Genomic DNA, 19,977 nt, shown 5'->3' on the forward strand with positions numbered 1-19,977 from the left:
TTGAGGTTTTTATTCTGTTTGTTATGTTTTTAGATGGATTTTAATACGGATGGTTAAATTCTTTTTTGAGCTCTTTTGCAACAATCCTTGTCAAGGTTTAAAACCTTGACAAGGATATTTTTTGAGGATAGGATATGTAATTTCAGCTGTTTTTCAAAAGTTTTTTAATTAAAGTAATCTGCCCCAGATGATAGTAGCTGTGCTCAATCATTCCGTCGATATTTCTTCGGTAAGTTCCATATTTTTCATCAACGAAAACCTCATCCAGTTTGGAATCCGGCATCTGTTCTAATAATACAGCAAATTTTTCAGAATCTCTCCAGAGTTTATTCCACAAATCTTCCCATTGTTGTTGAGATTCTATGGGAGGAAGATCAAAACTGAATTTATCTTTGATCTCAAGAGCTCCACCTTCAAAGACATTGACAATTCCTGCAATATAATAATCAATGTGAAAAGTGAGCATCGCAATGGTATTTAAAGCATCTACTTTTGCTACCGCCTGCTCCCAGCTCACCTCTGAAAGCTGATCTTTAAAATTGGTATTGGCGATCCAGAAACCATCCAGCAGTACTTCTCTGAATCTTTTGGCAAGTTGTGAAACTGAGCTCATGGATATTTATTTATGTTTCCTAAAGATAGGTTTTTATTTAAACACAAATTTCACCAATGAAAACCACTATTTTAAACACAATAAAATAGTGCAATTTGTGCAAATAAATTTGTGATATTTGTGTTTAACTAATTACAAAAAAACCTCAAATGCAAAATACATCTGAGGTTGATATTATAATATTGAATTACAATTATTTTTTAGCAGAAGCTTCTTTTTTACCACTTCTTAAAATCTTTTCAAGGATTCTTAAAGTGATTAGATACGTCGGTTTTACTCCTGTAAGACCCAGGCCTCCTGAAGACAGTGTGCTTCCCGTTTCCAACGGATTATCCGATGCATAATAAGCATACATGACAAACAAATCCGGTGAAATATGGTGTCTGATCTTGGATGCTACCTGAATGGCTTTCTGATAGTGTGCTCCTTCCATTTCAAGACCAATTGCTTTCCATGAAGTATTCATAAAGTACAATAGAATATCTTTATTCTGAAGAGAAGTTCCCAAAACAGTAATCATTGGCCCTTCAAAAGCTTTTAATTCATCATCTTTAAAATCTTCAAGTTTTAAAGCATTTTCAAAAGGATAGTTATCTGCAGTTCCTTCAAAGATATGAGAAGTAGGAATCATGATATCACCTTTCTCTCCCGTAAGAATACCTGCTTTCCCCATAATGGAAACAGATTTTACATGCATCATATACACTTCTCCTTTATGTTCAAAAGGTCTGAGTAATTCATCCATTACTTCGAAAGCCTGCTCTCCGAATGCGTAGTCAAAAACCATTACTACATCATCTCCTCCGAACTTGCAGTCTGCAAAAGGTGTATTCTTCAGGTCTGTTTTGCTGAGGTCTATGATCTGAACATCAATATTACTTCCACTCTTATCTGCAATATGAATCATCCCTTCCTCCAAAGCATATTTTAAGACTTTATCACGAAGTTCTTTCTTATTTGAAATCTCTTCGTACAGTTTATAATCCACCTCATGATGCTGCTTCTTTTTAAGAGCATTATTAGCATACAGCATATTTTTCACCGAGTGCATATTGGCTGAAATAATATGTAACGGACGCATGTGAAGATTGTTTTCAAATAAAACTTCTTTCACTTTGTTCGCCCATTTTTCTCCAAAATAATGGTGACCTACTCTTTCTTTTAATATAGAACTGAAATGAATCTCTCTTTCTCTGCTTCCCTTTGCATCATCAAGACTTACTTTTGCTAAGTTGTAAATGATTTTGAACAGACGGTCAGGGTTGTGATCATCGCCAAAAGTATTATAAGCTCTTAAAGTTTCATCAAAAGATCTTCCTATTAAAGAAGAAAGATGAATAAGTGCCACTTCTTTTTCTTTTCTGCTGAATTTCTTTTCTCCCTTCACCACTTCTTCAATAATTTTGAAGGCACGTGTCGGCTTCCAGTTCTCGTCCTGGATGAATGCCAGATTACGGATTTTATCAGCTTCTATAAAAAGGAAGGTAAGGTGGGTAAGAATGTCATAAATTTCGGAACGGCCCAAAAGAACCTCAATATTCATCTGGTGTTCGTCTATTCTATAGCAGTTTCTTCTTCTTTTCTTGGGAACAATAGGTTCGAAACTTCCTTTATCAAACCCTTCATCAGATGTAAGATGAATAAAAGCACATTCTTCAATTCCTTCCGGAAGTCTGTCCAGTACATACATCAAACCGTCAAGTTCCAATTTGCTTGGAATATTCATGGTTCCGTAGATTTCCGGATTGATGGTCTTCAACAAACTTCTGATACTCTCTCCTGAAACTCCGCCCGGCTTGAAAAATCCTCTATAAAATAGGTGTCTCATAGAGATATATAGTCTTTCAATAGCCTCTGTGGTTTCTCTTGCTCTAGAATTTGTCATAAAATAAATTTCACACAAATATACAAAATCTTTGCCCACTTTATTTTAACTGTCTTTTAACAAGTCGTTTAAAAACATATCCTTCAGGCTGATGCCTATTTGTTTTTAATACGTCGAGATTTGGCGTCTTCCAAGGCTAAGTTTGTCATATTCATATTAAAACATATACAGATGAGCTATCCAAAAAGATTAGGGTTACATACCCAATATCCATCGATGAGTATTTCAAGTCTTGCAGAACAGGAAATATTAACAGTAAAAGACAAGGAAGAAGCAGATGTTCTCTTTCTCAATAAAACAGAACTTAATACGGTAAAAACTCTTTTTCAGATTCGTAATGCAAATCATTACAGAAAATATATTAAGCCCATTCAGTTATCTGATTATTCTACAGATATTTTCCCAAAAGAAAGAGTCTTTATTGTAGGAAAAATATTTCCGGTAATTAATATTCTTTTCAACTATGCAGGAGTAAAAGATGTGGAGCAAAACATCAATCCACTTGTTATAGAAATTGTAGAAGGATCTTCTAGAGTAAAATACTTTGATTCTGCCATACATCATTCAAAATACATTAATATTGATGGGGGCAAAATTAAAATACTCCTTCCCAAGAATTATGTTGGTAATAATTTTCCTCAGCTGATGTATGATTTCCTCACCAACAAAAATTCTGTAGAAAAATATATCGGAGGAGAATTTCCCGATTATGAAACATACAAACTTGCTTTACGAAACAAAGCTATAAAAATAGAAGACTGGAAGGGACAGGATGGTTCATGGCTGACAAAAGACAGGGCAGAAAATAATGATACCTGGAGAAGAGCCTATTCTTATATTATTGAGCACAAAATACCAGGAAGGCTTGCGCCTTTCAAACAAATTTATGATTTTTATGAAGGCGTGGACTGGAATATCAAAAATCGATTCGGGCATGATGTAAAATGGTGCAAAGGCGCTAAGGGATTGGTAAAAGCATTATCAAACTCACTGGAAGGAGGGAATAGTTTTCTAGCAAATGATGTTGAAACTATTTTAAATGAATTAAATTTAGGGATCTGTGATTTTGCAATAACCAAATTTCATGAGCTTATGTATGGTCAATATGCGAAAACTCCTTTAAAGGGAGACGCCGCTTACCTCTGGGATAAAGAATTTATCCAACATGAGCAAGGGGTTGTCGCACCGCCTATTTATGGAAAAACAAGTTCATCTACTATATCCAGATTTCAGAATATGGCAGACAAAGACCCTCAGGGGGGATGGCATGGAGCCGGAGCTCAGGCAATCAGTTGGTTTAATGACATTGTTCCGGCATTCGATGATTTTACACCTAATGCTAAAGTAACAGATTCACAATTTAGAATAGACTTACCATTATTAATGCTATATTTATACAAGCATAAACCAAAATGGTATGGATTTAAAGGCAAACTAAATTCTGATGGAACCGTGAATAATGAAATTGTAAAAATTATTAAACCTTATGAAAAATAAATTAAGCAGAATTTCTCTTTTTTGGAAAATATGGATTTGCCATATCTTTATATATTTTCCTGTTAGAGCTTTATTTTTTTTGTTTCAGCTTGATGAAGCACCAGACCTTACCCAAATTATTAAATCAATTTTAATATCCCCTTTTGCAGGAATTTATGGATTATTTGATAAGTTTCCTTTGGTAATTCTCCTTCAAATGCTTGTCATGTTCTTTGTAAACAAAGTAATTTCTTCTAAAAAAGTAATCCCTTATCTTATCATAACTTTTGGAACTCACGTTTTGTTCTATGTATTTGATATTTATGATATGGATTATTTTAAACCCTTTCTTTATTCATTTTTTATTTTTCTGCCTATCTTTTTATTTATTTTCAGAAAGAATCTCAAAAATTAGTTTAAAATAATTTTGTATATTTATTTGGTGTACATACACATAGATTTTTTTGCACAAATTGCGCAATTTGTGTCTCTACTTAAGCAATATTTCAAATAGGAGCCACCACGCCCCTCTTAAAAAACGCTAAACATTTGTTTGAATTATATAAATTTTCAAAACACCCCTATTTTTTTTAGGGGTAAAATGTTTTCAATTCATTTTTTTTGTAAATTTGCCCTGTAAAAAATCAACCCAATTATGTCAACCTTAAGATTCAAAGCATTAGAAACCCTTCCATTTAAGGATTTCAGAAAAGACAACTCAGTTGAGATCCCTGCGAAATTATCAGAGCTATTCTGTAAAAATGTTTTCTCAGAAGAAACCATGAGAGAATATTTAACAAAAGAAGCATTCGGTTCTATCATGGATGCGATTAAAAAAGGAACTAAGATCCAGAGACATATTGCAGACCAGGTAGCTGTAGCCATGAAAGACTGGGCAATGAGCAAAGGCGTAACACACTACACGCACTGGTTCCAGCCTTTAACAGGTACTACTGCAGAAAAGCACGATTCTTTCTTCACTCCAATCGAAGGAGGCAGAGCCATTGAAAGATTCAGTGGAAACATGCTTATCCAGCAGGAGCCAGACGCATCGTCTTTCCCTAACGGAGGTATCAGAAATACTTTTGAAGCAAGAGGTTATACAGCTTGGGACCCTACATCTCCGGCATTCATTATGGGAACTACATTATGCATCCCTTCCATCTTCATCTCTTATACAGGAGAAACACTGGATTACAAAGCACCTCTTTTGAGAGCTTTAAATGCTGTAGATGAAGCGGCTACTAATGTAATGCAGTATTTTGACAAAAACGTAACGAAGGTAACTCCTACTTTGGGTTGGGAGCAGGAATATTTCCTTGTTGATTCAGCATTATACCAATCTCGTCCAGATCTTGTATTAACAGGTAAGACCTTATTAGGACATTCTCCTGCAAAAGGACAGCAATTGGATGACCACTATTTCGGTTCTATTCCTACAAGAGTAATGAACTTCATGAAAGAGCTGGAAATCGAATGTATGAAATTGGGTATTCCTGCAACAACAAGACATAACGAGGTGGCTCCAAACCAGTTCGAGCTTGCACCAATGTTTGAAGAAGTAAACGTTGCTGTAGACCACAACTCTTTGTTGATGGACATCATGGCAAGAGTAGCACACAAACACCACTTCCATATTCTTTTCCACGAAAAACCATTCGCTGGAGTAAACGGAAGCGGAAAACATAACAACTGGTCTTTAGCAACAGATACTGGTGAAAACCTTTTAAGCCCTGGAAAAAATCCTAAGAAAAACTTACAGTTCTTAACATTCTTTGTTAACACGATTAAAGCGGTTCACGAATATGCAGATCTTTTAAGAGCAAGTATCGCTTCTGCAAGCAATGACCACAGACTTGGTGCCAATGAAGCTCCTCCTGCAATCATCTCCGTATTTATCGGAAGTCAGTTGTTCAGCGTATTGGAAGAACTTGAAAAGGTAACCAACGGAAAACTATCTCCGGAAGAAAAAACAGAATTAAAATTAAATGTAGTTGGAAAGATTCCTGAAATTCTATTAGATAACACAGATAGAAACAGAACTTCTCCTTTTGCATTTACAGGAAATAAATTTGAGATCAGAGCGGTAGGTTCTTCAGCAAACTGTGCAGAGTCTATGACGGTAATGAACACAATTGCTGCGAAACAGCTTAACGATTTCAAGAAAGAAGTGGATGCTTTAATTGAAACTGGCCTTAAGAAGGACGAAGCCATCTTCAACGTATTGAGAGAATACATCAAGCAGTGTAAAAGCATTATGTTTGAAGGAGACGGATATTCTGATGACTGGGCGAAAGAAGCTAAGAAAAGAGGATTAAACAACCTTAAAACCACTCCTGAAGCTTTAAAACAGGAAATGGATAAAAAGTTCTTAGATCTGTATGAAGAAATGGGAATTTTCAACCACAGAGAAGTAGAAGCGAGAAACGAAATCAAATTAGAGAAATATTCAACAGTAATTGATATCGAATCAAGAGTGTTGGGTGATATTGCAAGAAACCACATCATTCCTTCTGCATTAAATTATCAGAACAGATTAATTGAAAATGTAAAAGGTCTTAAAGAAATCTTCGGTGATAAAGAGTTCAAATCTTTGGCAAAAGAACAGATGAGTTTAATTACAAGCATTTCTGAAAATGTTTCTAAAATTAAACTTGGGGTTGAAGAACTTCTAAAAGCCAGAGAAACTGCAAAAGGTATCTCAGACAGCCAAAAACAGGCAGAAAGCTATTGTAATAAAGTAAAACCATTATTCGACCCGATCAGAGAAGCTTCTGACGCTTTGGAAATGATGGTGGACGATGAGCTTTGGCCGATGACAAAATACAGAGAAATGTTGTTTACAAAATAACGTCCTGTAAAGTTCCATATTAGTTTAAATTCCTCGGTTTTCCGGGGAATTTTTTTGTTTTGTTAACAATACTGAAAATTAGAGTTTTAAATCATAAACCCTGATATATAGAAGAAAGTCGATTAGGTTTGTTAAAGAATCTTAATAAAAAAAACCGCACACTTACCAAAAACAGGCTGTTGCGGTTTATTTTTCTTTAACATATGTAAATTATATGTTAAAATGTGTTAAAATAAGATCCTGACAATTATCATATCAGGGGTCTTTTGCTCGGAATCTCTACTTTTGTAATGCTTTTGAAAATAAATATTCCTTTTTAACACGGATAATCAAATATATATGAAGAAAAGAGTTTTGTTTTATTTAGTTGCTATAGTTACTACAGTTTCATTGCAATCGTGCGCTACAAATTATGTGGTTTCAAAACCAGCAACTTACACAAAAGAATACAAAACAGATGCCAAACTAGCTTCTATAGATAATAAAAAAATGGAGCAGGATAAGCAAAAACTTATCGACTCTTTCCTTGCGGAAAAGGCTGCATCTATCGCTAGTGCTAAAAAAGCAGTTAAGAATTCTGAGATTGCAAAAGCAATCAAACATAATAAAACCATTGACGGTATCCTTGAAGAAGCTGAAACATACCTTGGAACTCCTTACAGATATGGAGGAACAACCAGAAACGGTATCGATTGTTCAGCTTTTGTTCTTTCTGTATTCGGAGCAGCAGCAGGTCTTAGCTTACCTAGAGTAGCGGCTTCTCAGGCTCAGGAAGGGGAAAGAATTGAAAAAGGAGAGCTACAGAAAGGAGACTTAATCTTCTTTTCTCACGGAAGAAGAATTTCTCACGTAGGTATTGTAGAAAGTGTTACTGAAGAGGGTGAGATTAAATTTATCCACGCAGCAACATCAAAAGGAGTAATGATTTCTTCACTGAATGATTCTTATTGGGGTCCTAAATTCAGATTCGCAAAAAGAGTGATCAACGAAGAAGGAGAAGCTTACAATAACTTAGCAGCAGCTACTCTTCCTACACCCGCAAATTTTTAATTTTATAAATAATTGATTTAAATAATGAAGCCATCAGACATCTGATGGCTTTTTTATATACTTTAATTGGGCTATTTCAACACAATCCAAAATAAGAGAAAAGCAGGTTAAAACCCGCTCCTATTGATTCAATATTGATATTTTAATATGCCAATTGTTAAACAACTGCGGATCTCAACTGTTCTTATCAATTTCAATATCCAGTTTATACAATAGTCCATAGATTTCAGAAAGTGAAAACCTGGCCTTTTTAAGCTTATTTAAAGCCGGATCTATCGAGTAGTTAACCGATGTCCGGAAATCTGCCTTTTCGAGGTTTGTAGCGTCAAAAACAGCGCCTGACAGATCACAGTTGCTAAAGACTGCATTTGACAAATCGCATTCGCTAAAATCAACCTCAATTAATTGGGTATTTTTGAAAAGTGTTTTCTTAATGGATGTCTGATAAAAAACTGAATTATTCAAAGAACCTCCATCAAATTTGAAAGAGAGTCCGAACGGATTACAATCATTAAACTGAAGACCGAACATTTTACATTCTTTGAAAACAACCTCATGAAAAGCTGTTTTTACCAATTTTACCATACTGAGATTGCATTCGATAAACTCACAATCTGTAAAGCTGAAGCCGGACAGATTTCCGTATTCAAAATTACAGTTTCTGAACGTACAGTTTTCGTACTCACTTTTTTCTAAAGGAAGTTGCGTGAAGTCTTTGCTCTCGAAATCTTCGTCTGAGAAATAGGATTGTTTCATAAAAAATGTGTTGATGAAGTTGATTTTAAAGACGAATGATCAGCAGAACAATGATAAACTTCCATCATCCAGCTTCCAACCTTTCTCTTTTACACCAAACTATTCTTATCTGAATAATTAAGTTTAAAGAAGATAAAAGTCATCATCGAGAAAGCCAATAAAGAACTTCCTCCATAACTGAAGTAAGGAAGCGGAATCCCTACGGTAGGAAAAAGCCCCATAACCATCCCTAGATTGATTGAAAAGTGCATCAGCAGGATCGAGGCAAAACAATATCCAAACACCCGGTTAAAAGTAGACTTCTGCTGTTCTGCCAGATAATAGATTCTTCCGATATAGACCATGTAACACAGGATAAGAACTGCACTTCCTGCGAAGCCCCATTCTTCTCCTACGGTACAAAATATGTAATCTGTTTCCTGTTCGGGAACAAATTTCCCCTGGGTAACGGATCCTTCACGGTATCCTTTCCCCCAGATTCCACCTGATCCGATGGCTGTTTTTGAATATAATAAGTTGTACCCGGAAGTATCTCTGAATGCCTTTTCACCCTTGTAAAGGACCTCAATTCTTTCTCTCTGGTGTTTTGGCAGTTTTTCTAAAATATAAGGTGACCCGAAAGCCAGTCCGCACAATATAAGGATAGAACCTGCAATTCCTGAAATAGAAATCACATCCCATGACATTCTATGATAATTCATAGCAATCAGAACTCCGGCAATCACTAAAACTGCGATCGCAACATAAATAGGAGGAATTGCCAGGGAAATCAGAAAAACTCCGGCAAAAATAAATCCGATACCGAATAAAAGACCACTCAATCCTTCTCTATATAATGCGATGAAAAATGCGATGAACACAAGCATAGAACCTACATCCGGAATAGCCAGAACGACTGCCGCCGGAATTCCTATAATAGCAAGGGCAGTCCAGATAGATTTTTTATTTTTAATATTAAAATCCGGGCTTGAAACGAAATTGGCGAGCATCAAGGCGGTACCTATTTTTGCAAACTCAACGGGCTGCATCGTAAAACTTCCAAACTTATACCAGTTTTTCTGGCCCAGAATTTCTTTACCAAACGGGAAAAGACCTATCAAAAGTAAAACTCCTCCAATGTAAATAATACCAGCCATATTCTCAAAGAATTTGCTTCTTCCTACGAATATAACAAGCCCTACAAATACAGAAATACAGAAAAAAACCAATTGCTTCTCTCCTAGTTTCTGGTCTACACTGTAAATATTTGCAATGGCAAAAATGCAAAGCAGGAAATACAGCCCAAGGCCCAGTTTATCTATTCCTTCTGTCCATTTCATTGCTTTACAGGTTTTTTAGCAGTGTTATTCTTTTTAGCGTCCTCTTCTATTTTCTTTTGCAGCTTAGCCTTTTGTTGTTTTACCAATTCCAGACTATCCTTTATTCTTTTTTGTTTGATGGAATCAGGTTTAGGATCAACATATAGTCCTTTACGTTTCAAATCTGCAATCCATTGTCTTTTATATTCAGGCATGAAACTCGAGGTAATCATTTTTTTGTAAAGATTTTCCCTTTTCAAATCTCCGGTAATATATTTCTCAGCAATCACGGTACAGGCTGGCCCTGCCCATGTAGCACCAAATCCGGCATGTTCCATTACGGCTACTACAACAATCTTGGGTTTATCAGCAGGCGCAATCAATACAAAAATAGAGTTATCCTTCCCTTGTGGAACCTGTGCTGTTCCTGTTTTTGCCAATTGTGTAAAGTCATTGGATTTCAGTCCTCTTGCTGTTCCTCTCAACACTACAGCTTCCATACCTTTAAGTACAGGTTCAAAGTGCTTTGGATCTACCAGAGTTTTATGTTTCACTTTAAATCTCGGGTCAGGATTAGGTTTTCCGTCAATTCCTTTTACGATATGAGGTGTATAATACCATCCTTTATTAGCAATAGCAGCTACATAGTTGGCCAGCTGAATAGGAGTTACCAAAACATCACCCTGTCCCATTCCATTATAAATAGCACCGGTGGACATTTCATCCCAGTTTTTAAAATCAGTTCTCTGAGAACCGCTTGCCTTCATGATGGCTTTAAATCTTTTTTCGTAAAAATCTCCGGAAGGTATTCTACCTCTTGCACCAACGGCAAAATCATTATTTAAAAACTCTCCCACTCCAAAACTGCTCATGATTTTTTTCCATTCATCAACTCCTTTTGAAGGGTTTCCAGGATATTTTTTGATAATGGCAATAAAGGCGTAGGTGAAAAAACAGTTACTGGAAACCTGAATGGAAGGAATAAGCGGATCTGCTCCACCATGACCCTTAATTCTTTTTCCTTTATAGAAGAATCCTCCTCCACACGGGAAAATAGTTTTTTCATCCATTACTCCCATTTGCATAGCAGCTAGAGCTGTCAACAATTTAAACGTTGATCCCGGAGGATATCCCGCCTGTAAAGCACGATCAAAAGTAGGTTTATTTTCGTAAAGCGTATCTTTTGAAAGGGCGTATAAGTTTTTTGATTTATTAGGTCCGGTAAAAAGGTTTGGATCAATATCCGGACCGGTTGCAGCCACTAAAACTTCTCCATTATTAGGATCTAAAGCGACAATTGCACCGTGTTTGTTGACAAGCATTTCTTCTGCTGTTCTCTGAAGATCGTAATCAATGGTTAAAGTAATATCTTTACCTGTAATCACATCTTTATCCAAAGATCCGTTTTTATAGGAGCCGATATTTCTGAGTCTGATATCTTTCTGGATATACTTCACTCCTTTTATTCCCCGGAGTTCTTTTTCGTAGGATTTTTCAACCCCTGTTTTCCCAATGAAATCTCCCGGTAAATAGTAGAGAGAATCTTTTTTAATATCTCTTTCATTTACCTCACTGGTATATCCAAGAAGGTTTCCGGATGTGGAAACTTCGTACTGACGCTGAGGTCTTGATACGATATTAAATGCGGGATACTTAAAAATAATTTCCTGAACTCTTGCAATATCTTCTCTGCTGAGGTCTTTGATGAAAGTCATCGGGGTCAGCTTGGAATAATATTTTTCCTTTTTGATCACATTGATTTTATTGATAAAATCCTGCTTTGTAATTTTCATTAAACTGCAAAAAGCCAGCGTATCAAAATCAGGTTTCATCAATGCCTGGGTAAATGAAATTTCATAAGCAGGCTGGTTACCTACCATGATTTTACCATTTCTATCAAAAATTACTCCACGCTGTGGAATAACATATTCTGTTTTAATGGAGGTATTGGCCGCGTTTAAGGCATAACGGTCTGTAAACAACTGCAAATAAGCAAGCCTCGCCACAAAAATAAGGGCGATGATAACGAGTATGGAAAAAATTTTTAAATAACGTGTGTTCAAACTTTTTGTTTGATTTTAAATATTAATGCGTAGATGACTATAAAGATAAATGAAATTACACTTGTCACCAACACATTAAATAATATTTCAAAAAACCTGCTAAACTTAAAGAACTCGATATACTGTACTAAAAGCTGATGCAGGAAAATACTTGAAAATAAAAACAGCAAAAACTGCGCCCATTGAAGGGACTGGAATGAGAAAAAGTCCGTAGACGTATCTGTGGAAGTCCTGAAGATCAACGTTCTGAAGTAGGCGATTAACGTTGTTGCAAATGCATTGATCCCCCATGAATTAAGGAAGCCGTCAATAGCCAGCCCTATCAAAAAGCTCAATGCCAGGAACTGAAATTTATTTCTGAAAAACGGATAGAACATGACAAACACAGGATATAATACCGGAGTATATTTCCCGAAAAGCGTAATCCTGTTCAATACAAATATTTGTAATGCAACAAGAAAGATCATGATCAATATATCGGTAAATAAAGTCCTGCTAATCATTTTCCTTTTTTATTACAGCTTGCATAGTGTCCTGAATCTTCTGCACTTCTGCTTTCTTAAGATTCTTCACTACATACACTTTATTCAACGCTCCCATTTTTTCACTCAGCTCAACGGAAATATCCCAGAAGCCGGTTTTATTGTCTACAGAATATCCTGCAATGGTACCAATGGTAACTCCTTTAGGAAAAATAGCAGATTTACCATCTGTAACGACGGTATCCCCTACTTTTAAGGCAACATATTTCGGAATATCCGCCAGGTGCATTACCCTGGAGTTATCTCCATTCCATGTTAAAGTACCAAAATACCCTGAATTTTTAAGTGCTGCATTAATTCTGATCTTGTTAACACTTAACACGGATTGAACCAATGCATAACTATCTGTAGAATTGATTACAATTCCCGCAATACCTCTTGGTGCCATCACTCCCATTTGAGGAAAGACTCCATCTCTACGGCCGCGGTTGATTGTAAAATAGTTGTTTCTTCTGTTGATACTGTTGAAAACAATCTCTCCATCAACAAAAGTATAGATCTGCCCTCCACCAATGGTATCATGAACTCTTTTAAAAACGGGATTTTTGCCTCCGTCTTTTCCATAGAGCTCAGTCATAAGGGCTTTATTCTGAACCACAAGATCTTCATTGATCTGTTTTAGCTTCAGATAAGAAACTCCTTCATCAATATATCCGGAAACCCAGGAATTGAACGCAGCCGTTTGGCCCGCAACCCAGGATCTCTGCATGGCATTTCTTGAGAATATCAAAACCAGAGCAATAATTTGCAGGAATATAAAGAAGACGAAAAGAGTATTCTTCGAAAATAATCTCAGCAAAAATCCCATTCAGATATAAAGTCGTAAAAAGTTAAAATTATTTAATTAAGAAATTGAACTTGTCCATATTCTTAAGGGCAATACCTGTTCCGCGAACTACAGCTCTCAACGGATCTTCAGCTACAAATACAGGAAGACCTGTTTTCTTGTGAATTCTGTCCGCAAGACCTCTTAATAGCGCTCCTCCTCCAGCAAGATAAATACCTGTTTTGTAAATATCAGCAGCCAATTCCGGTGGTGTAAGAGATAATGTTTCCATTACGGCATCTTCAATTCTGATAATTGATTTATCTAATGCACGGGCAATCTCTTTGTATCCAACCATGATTTCTTTAGGCTTACCTGTAATAAGGTCTCTACCTTGTACCGGAATGTCTTCGATATCTACATCAAGATCTTCTACTGCAGAACCTACTTCAATTTTGATTCTTTCAGCAGTTCTTTCTCCGATATAAAGGTTATGGTGAGTTCTTAAGTAATAAGCAATATCATTGGTAAAAACATCTCCTGCAATCTTCACAGATTTATCACATACGATACCTCCTAAAGCTACAACAGCAATTTCCGTAGTACCACCACCTATATCGATGATCATATTTCCTTCAGGCTTTTGAACGTCAATCCCAACCCCAATTGCTGCTGCCATTGGTTCGTAGATCAATCTTACTTCTTTTGCGTTTACTTTCTGAGCAGAATCTCTTACTGCTCTTTTTTCAACTTCAGTAATACCAGAAGGGATACAGATTACAATTCGTAATGCTGGCTGAATGAATTTACCTTTGATTCCAGGAATTTTTTTGATGAATTCCTTGATCATATGTTCAGAAGCGTGGAAATCAGCAATAACCCCATCTTTCAGTGGACGGATGGTCTTGATATCCTCGTGAGTTTTACCCTGCATATGCTTGGCCTGCTCTCCGACGGCAATCGGCTTACCCGATGAACGTTCAATTGCAACAATTGAAGGTTGATCAATAACAATTTTATTATTATGGATGATTAGGGTATTAGCAGTTCCAAGGTCTATCGCAATTTCTTGCGTAAACATATCAAATAAACTCATATTTTTCTTCTGATTTTAAGTTTACAAAGATATAAATTTAACAGTACTAAAGAAATTTCCCAACAACTTAATTTGGTTAAAATTTTATTAAAATTTATAATTCTTTATTAACTTTCAATTTAGATATTTACAGAGTTTGATTTCAACTAAAATTAATGGCGTGTTAAATAGGCAAAAAAGGGTAATTACAAAAGGGTAAAAAGACTAAAAAAATACGGCATTGAAGATCAAAACAAAAACCTAGAAACGCCAAAAAATATTTTCCAACATGGAATTTTATCATTGTACCGTTTTGTCTTTCTGCCAGAAACGCCTTTTCTTTCCTTTTATAGTTTTTTACGATAATTATCATATACACTATCTGAGAGAGGTTAATTAAAAAAATCGTAAATTTGCGACTGCTTATGTTACAGTATTCCAACATTCATCGGACGTCAAATTTTGCCGTGCTTTCAATAAGCTACGAGAAAGCCGACGTAGAAACGAGAGGAAAGTTTGCATTCTTTGATGAGAACATCAAAAATTTTGTTTCCAGAGTCCATCAGGAAGACCTGGGTGATGCATTTGTTGTTTCCACTTGTAACAGGACCGAAATTTATACCACGTCTCCCAATTACCTTTTAGTCGCGGAAGAGTACTGCAAAACCATTGGAGTACAGCTTACGGATTTTCTTCAGTTCGCCAATATTCTTACCAAAGAGGAAGCTTTAATTCATCTTTTCAGAGTAGCGGCAGGTCTTGAAAGTCAGATTATCGGAGACTTTGAAATTATTGGGCAGATAAAAAAAGCATACAGCCGTTTCAAAAAAGAAAGACAGAATTCTAATCCTTATCTGGAAAGAGCCATCAATGCAGCTATTCAGATTTCGAAAAGAATAAAAAATGAAACGGGCATCTCCAATGGAGCAGCTTCTGTTTCTTATGCTGCAGTTCATTATATTTTAAACAGCCAGAAAAGAATTACTGAAAAAAACATTCTTCTTTTAGGTGTAGGTGAGATAGGGCAGAATACCGTTGAAAATCTGGTAAAACATGTCTACCAGCCGAAAATTAAAATCGCCAACAGAACTCAGGAGAAAGCTGAAAAGATTTCCCAGAAATATAATATTCCTCACGTTGATTATTCTGATTTTGACCAGGAATTAAAAAACACAGATATTCTTATTGTGGCAACAGGAGCCAAGCATCCTATTGTTAACCAGTCTCACTTCCCGAACGGAAAAGAAACACTGATCATTGATCTTTCTATTCCTCATAACGTTGAAAAGAATGTTACCGAAAATAAAAACGTAACACTGATTGATGTAGATGAGCTTTCAAAACAGATTCAGGAAACGATTCAACAGCGAGAAAGAGAAATCCCGAAAGCTGAAAAAATCATTAAGGAACTGATGAAAGACTTTATTGAGTGGGAGAAAAAGAGAAAGCTGGCACCCAATATTCATCATTTCAAAGCAGTTCTGAAGAATATGGAACGCAATGAAATGCATAATTTTTACAAAAAGAATAAATACATAAACATCACGGACATGGAACTTTCTGATAAAATGATCCAGAAAATCACCAACCGTTTTGCAAAATATATCATCGATAATCCTTTAAAAGCCGAAGAAATTAGTAAATTAATGCACGAAATATTAGTTGAACAACCAAACAACGAATTCAATGAAAAGCATTAGAATCGGAACGAGAAATTCCGCACTTGCACTTTGGCAGGCTAGAGAGGTTGCGAGGCACCTTCAGAACAACAATTATTTAACGGAAATTGTTCCTATCGTATCTTCTGGCGATAAGAATCTTAATCAACCGCTTTATTCTTTAGGAATTACCGGGGTTTTCACAAGAGACCTTGATATTGCCCTATTGAATGATGAAATTGATATTGCCGTACATTCTTTAAAAGACGTTCCCACTCAATTGCCTCAAAATATTGAGATGATCGCTTACCTGGAAAGAGATTATCCACAGGACATCCTGATCAGAAAAGAATCTGCAAGGAATAAAGAATTCCATGAGCTTAAACTTGCTACCAGCAGTTTGAGAAGAAGAGCTTTCTGGCTGAGAAATTATCCGACGACTGATTTTTCGGATATCCGTGGAAATATTCAGACCAGACTTCAAAAACTGGAAGATGGAGATTTCGATGCTACGATTTTATCTTTGGCAGGCATCAAAAGAATGAAAATGGAAATTGATTACGAAATGCTTCCATTAATGATTTCTGCGCCTTCACAAGGGGTAATCTCTGTAGCCGGACATACTGACAAACCGGAAATAAACGAAATTGTAAGACAGATCAATCATCAACAGACACAAATCTGTGTAGAGATTGAAAGAAACTTCCTGAGTACTCTAGAAGGAGGCTGCACTGCACCTATCGGAGCTTTTGCAGAAATCATCGGCGATCAGATCCGTTTCAAAGCTGCACTTTGTTCTTTGGATGGGAAAAACTGCATTGCTGTAGATGAGAACTTTGTGTACACTCCAACAGATAATTTTGGAGAAAAGTTTGCAAAAGTTGTTCTTGAAAACGGAGGAAAAGAATTAATGGCTGAAATCAAAAGCCAGATCTGATAGTTCAGATTTACATTTTTACCTTCCTTTAGCCACACTTTTTCATTTTCTTAATTTTACAGACATGAAAATCTTATTTACCAAAAATATAGACCAGACAATTATATCCAAAGAATTAGGAGAGGATATTTTGGTTGACTGTGTTGAGGTAATTAAGACCAAACCCATCATGATCAGTCCTTTTGAGCTGAAAAACTATTCTCTGATTTTCACCAGTACCAATGGAGTTGCTGCTTTTTTTAAAAACAAATTCAAACCCAATGAGAATTTTACAGCCAAAAATTATAACAAGATCTATTGTGTAGGAGAAAAGACCAAAAGAGAGCTGAGGAAACATGGTTTTGGGACATTTAAGGTACTGAAAAATGCTGAAACTCTTTCCAGATTCATTATCGGGAAGTGCCAGCACGAGCAGTTCCTGCACTTCTGCGGCAATCTTGCCATCAATGTTCTGGACAAAGACCTTCCATTACAAAACATTAAGTACAAAAAAGTTACCATTTATAATACTGAGGAAATCAATCCTGTAATAACTGAAAAATATCATGCTGCAGTATTTTTTAGTCCGAGCGGAGTTCGTAGTTTTGCAAGGCGAAATTCTCTGGAAGGCATGAAGCTTTTTTCAATTGGCGAAACCACTTCAGGTGAGCTGAGAAATTATACGCAGGAAGAAATTTTTACTTCTGAAGAAAATACACTGACATCCATCTTTGCATTGATCAGAAAAGAAATCGGAAGTAGAATTTAGAATATCTGTTACCGAAACATTGCCGGTAATATTAGTTACAATAGATTATGATAAAAAACGACCTATATTTAAAAGCACTTCGCGGAGAAACCGTTGAAAGACCTCCTGTCTGGATGATGAGGCAGGCTGGAAGATATCTGCCGGAATTCATTGCCTTAAGAGATCAGTATGATTTCTTTACAAGATGCCAGACCCCGGAGCTTGCCGCTGAGATCACTCTGCAGCCTATCCGCAGATTTCCTTTGGATGCCGCGATTCTGTTTTCTGATATCCTGGTAGTTCCACAGGCAATGGGAATTGATTTCAAAATGAAAGAATCTGTTGGCCCATGGCTGGATACTCCTATCAGAACGATGGAGCAGGTTCAGAATATTGAAACTCCGGATGTGAACGACACTTTAGGTTACGTTTTTGATGCTATTGAACTTACACTTCAGAAGCTGGACAATGATATTCCGTTGATCGGTTTTGCCGGTTCTCCATGGACTATTCTTTGTTACTGTGTAGAAGGAAAAGGAAGTAAAGCTTTTGATATTGCAAAATCCTTCTGCTTCCAACAGCCTGAAGCTGCTCATTTATTATTACAAAAGATTACAGATACTACAATCGCTTATTTAAAGAGAAAAGTAGAAAAAGGAGTTTCTGCTGTACAGGTTTTTGATTCATGGGGAGGAATGCTTTCTCCTACGGATTATCAGGAATTCTCATGGCAGTATATCAATCAGATTGTTGAAGCATTAAGCCCGCTTACTCATGTTGTGGTATTTGGAAAAGGATGCTGGTTTGCCCTGGAAGATATGACAATGTCTAAGGCTTCTGCTCTTGGAGTTGACTGGACTATTAAGCCGGAATTCGCAAGAACTTTGACAAACCATACGATGACGCTACAGGGGAATTTTGATCCTGCAAGACTTCATTCAACCCCTGAAACCATCAAGAAAATGGTGAATGAGATGATCAACCGTTTCGGAAAAGACCGATACATTGCTAATTTAGGTCACGGAATTCTACCGAATGTTCCTGTTGAAAATGCTGAAGCATTCATCAGAGCAGTGGTTGACTGGAAACCGAATGTATAAGATTATTTCTTTGAAAATATACAAAACCCTTATAGGCATGCTATAAGGGTTTTTGTTTTTCAATGATTATTCCTTCATCACTTTCTTCTTAACAACTTTCCCATCATGATTACTGATCATTATAATATAGACTCCTTTTGGCAGACCTGATAGGTCATAGGAATCAGATGCTTTGTCAAATGTTTTCACAAGCTTCCCTGACATATCAGCTACAGATACCTTTTCTATCTTATTTTGAGAATCCTGCTTAATATAAAGATTTCCCCTAACCGGATTCGGATATACATCAATATGATCAGTATACGAAACCTCTGAGGTTGCCAAAACACCACTTGTAATCACCACATTATCTACTACAACACCGTAAGAATAGTCTCCGGCGTCGTCGTAAACAAATCTTAGTTTAAAAGCCGCGTTAGCATAGGGTGTCAGATCTATATTGGCCGCAGTATCATAACTCGTTACTACAAATGTAAAGGTATTAAAATCAAGATCCCATACTCCCGCGTCACCCGAAAAAGTAAAAACCTGAATCCAGGAAGTTCCATTGAAAACTTCAACTTTTAAAGTAGAATCCAGATTATCAATCATATTGGCATAATTAAACGAGAGCTTTGGGTTTACTACTCCCGTCAGGTTAATTACAGGAGAAATCAATCTTGCATTTGCATTCACTCCGGCTGGTCCTGCATCATCATCATCAAAAAAAGCCGCCCCATCGGGAAAGCCTGCGAAACCATTCTGTGCACCCACATTCCAGTTAAAAGAGTTATCCGGATTCTCTACCGTCCACCCGGCGGGTAAAGCATTACCATTGAAGTTTTCAGAAAAAACCTGTGCATCACATAGACCACAAATGGCTAATAATAGAATAAAGAATTTTTTCATAATAAAGTATTTGATGTTTATATAAAATTAGCGAAATATTTTCCACAAAACATCAATAATTATATATAAAATCAATACATTACATGAAATTATTAAAAAAGATCAGAATTTTATGTTTAACCTTTAAATCACATCATATGAAAAAACTAAACAAAGAAAAGATGAAAAGCATTATGGCAGGAGGAGAAATCTGCCTTGAGTGCGCAATCGGTTATTACCAGGTTATTATTGATGGCAGATGCTATTGTGTTCCAACAGACTAATAAAAAAAGCAGCTCAACAGCTGCTTTTA

General features: G+C 36.3%; 18 protein-coding genes. 9 read left to right on the forward strand and 9 right to left on the reverse strand.

Translation table 11 applies throughout. From position 1 onward, the window contains the following. Positions 1 to 142: 142 nt before the first annotated feature. Both RAH34_RS08650 and RAH34_RS08655 read right to left on the reverse strand, forming a co-directional pair. Positions 143 to 613 carry a DUF1572 domain-containing protein gene (locus tag RAH34_RS08650; RefSeq protein ID WP_306595863.1) on the reverse strand — a complete coding sequence of 157 codons (471 nt, stop codon included), beginning with the start codon at positions 611 to 613 and terminating at the stop codon, positions 143 to 145. 193 nt (positions 614 to 806) lie between these two features. Beyond that, positions 807 to 2,498 carry a hypothetical protein gene (locus RAH34_RS08655; RefSeq protein WP_076596443.1) on the reverse strand — a complete coding sequence of 564 codons (1,692 nt, stop codon included), beginning with the start codon at positions 2,496 to 2,498 and terminating at the stop codon, positions 807 to 809. 171 nt (positions 2,499 to 2,669) lie between these two features. On the opposite strand from RAH34_RS08655, the gene RAH34_RS08660 reads away from it, so the two are divergent. From RAH34_RS08660 to RAH34_RS08675, 4 genes are all read left to right on the forward strand, one after another. Continuing rightward, entirely contained in the window at positions 2,670 to 3,995 is a 1,326-nt protein-coding gene (locus RAH34_RS08660; protein ID WP_114819773.1) for a hypothetical protein, read from the forward strand. Further along, complete coding sequence (locus RAH34_RS08665) at positions 3,985 to 4,389, forward strand: hypothetical protein (RefSeq protein WP_114819772.1); 405 nt, start codon at positions 3,985 to 3,987, stop codon at positions 4,387 to 4,389. The genes RAH34_RS08660 and RAH34_RS08665 overlap by 11 nt, the downstream gene beginning before the upstream one ends. 240 nt (positions 4,390 to 4,629) lie before the next feature. Beyond that, complete coding sequence (locus tag RAH34_RS08670; RefSeq protein WP_114819771.1) at positions 4,630 to 6,825, forward strand: glutamine synthetase III; 2,196 nt, start codon at positions 4,630 to 4,632, stop codon at positions 6,823 to 6,825. A 339-nt stretch (positions 6,826 to 7,164) separates the two neighbouring features. Next, positions 7,165 to 7,875, forward strand: a complete 711-nt coding sequence (locus RAH34_RS08675; protein ID WP_114819770.1) for a C40 family peptidase — start codon at positions 7,165 to 7,167, stop codon at positions 7,873 to 7,875. A 174-nt stretch (positions 7,876 to 8,049) separates the two neighbouring features. Here the strand turns inward: RAH34_RS08675 and RAH34_RS08680 are convergent, their stop codons facing one another. The 6 genes from RAH34_RS08680 to RAH34_RS08705 all read right to left on the reverse strand — a co-directional run bounded on the left by RAH34_RS08680 (position 8,050) and on the right by RAH34_RS08705 (position 14,396). Then, a complete protein-coding gene (locus tag RAH34_RS08680; RefSeq protein WP_114819769.1) occupies positions 8,050 to 8,631 on the reverse strand; it encodes a pentapeptide repeat-containing protein in 582 nt (193 codons plus the stop codon). Between the two features lie 89 nt (positions 8,632 to 8,720). Continuing rightward, positions 8,721 to 9,950, reverse strand: coding sequence for a rod shape-determining protein RodA (gene rodA / locus RAH34_RS08685; protein WP_114819768.1), 1,230 nt, complete (start codon positions 9,948 to 9,950; stop codon positions 8,721 to 8,723). After that, complete coding sequence (locus tag RAH34_RS08690; protein WP_114819767.1) at positions 9,947 to 11,992, reverse strand: penicillin-binding protein 2; 2,046 nt, start codon at positions 11,990 to 11,992, stop codon at positions 9,947 to 9,949. The genes rodA and RAH34_RS08690 overlap by 4 nt, the downstream gene beginning before the upstream one ends. Beyond that, a complete protein-coding gene (locus RAH34_RS08695) occupies positions 11,989 to 12,495 on the reverse strand; it encodes a rod shape-determining protein MreD (RefSeq protein ID WP_114819766.1) in 507 nt (168 codons plus the stop codon). Before RAH34_RS08695 ends, RAH34_RS08690 begins: the two co-directional genes overlap by 4 nt. Further along, a complete protein-coding gene (mreC, locus tag RAH34_RS08700) occupies positions 12,488 to 13,342 on the reverse strand; it encodes a rod shape-determining protein MreC (protein ID WP_114819765.1) in 855 nt (284 codons plus the stop codon). The genes RAH34_RS08695 and mreC overlap by 8 nt, the downstream gene beginning before the upstream one ends. A 28-nt stretch (positions 13,343 to 13,370) precedes the next feature. After that, a complete protein-coding gene (locus RAH34_RS08705) occupies positions 13,371 to 14,396 on the reverse strand; it encodes a rod shape-determining protein (protein ID WP_002982450.1) in 1,026 nt (341 codons plus the stop codon). Between the two features lie 404 nt (positions 14,397 to 14,800). Here RAH34_RS08705 and hemA point away from each other — a divergent pair, with 404 nt between their 5' ends. The 4 genes from hemA to hemE all read left to right on the forward strand — a co-directional run bounded on the left by hemA (position 14,801) and on the right by hemE (position 18,797). Continuing rightward, positions 14,801 to 16,075 carry a glutamyl-tRNA reductase gene (hemA, locus tag RAH34_RS08710; protein ID WP_034691745.1) on the forward strand — a complete coding sequence of 425 codons (1,275 nt, stop codon included), beginning with the start codon at positions 14,801 to 14,803 and terminating at the stop codon, positions 16,073 to 16,075. Next, positions 16,062 to 16,970 (forward strand): hydroxymethylbilane synthase, encoded by a 909-nt coding sequence (gene hemC, locus RAH34_RS08715; protein WP_306595864.1) that lies wholly within the window; start codon positions 16,062 to 16,064, stop codon positions 16,968 to 16,970. The genes hemA and hemC overlap by 14 nt, the downstream gene beginning before the upstream one ends. Positions 16,971 to 17,034: 64 nt before the next feature. Continuing rightward, positions 17,035 to 17,718, forward strand: coding sequence for a uroporphyrinogen-III synthase (locus tag RAH34_RS08720; RefSeq protein WP_306595865.1), 684 nt, complete (start codon positions 17,035 to 17,037; stop codon positions 17,716 to 17,718). A gap of 47 nt (positions 17,719 to 17,765) precedes the next feature. Then, on the forward strand, positions 17,766 to 18,797 hold the full coding sequence (hemE, locus tag RAH34_RS08725; RefSeq protein WP_034691752.1) for a uroporphyrinogen decarboxylase: 1,032 nt from the start codon (positions 17,766 to 17,768) through the stop codon (positions 18,795 to 18,797). Between the two features lie 66 nt (positions 18,798 to 18,863). On the opposite strand, the gene RAH34_RS08730 is transcribed toward hemE, so the two are convergent. Further along, positions 18,864 to 19,685 carry a T9SS-dependent choice-of-anchor J family protein gene (locus RAH34_RS08730; RefSeq protein WP_306595866.1) on the reverse strand — a complete coding sequence of 274 codons (822 nt, stop codon included), beginning with the start codon at positions 19,683 to 19,685 and terminating at the stop codon, positions 18,864 to 18,866. A gap of 137 nt (positions 19,686 to 19,822) precedes the next feature. On the opposite strand from RAH34_RS08730, the gene RAH34_RS08735 reads away from it, so the two are divergent. After that, entirely contained in the window at positions 19,823 to 19,948 is a 126-nt protein-coding gene (locus RAH34_RS08735) for a GNAT family acetyltransferase (RefSeq protein WP_114819794.1), read from the forward strand. The last annotated feature ends 29 nt before the right edge of the window (positions 19,949 to 19,977 follow it).

The sequence above is a fragment of the Chryseobacterium sp. WLY505 genome (genome assembly GCF_030846215.1).
GTDB lineage: Bacteria > Bacteroidota > Bacteroidia > Flavobacteriales > Weeksellaceae > Chryseobacterium.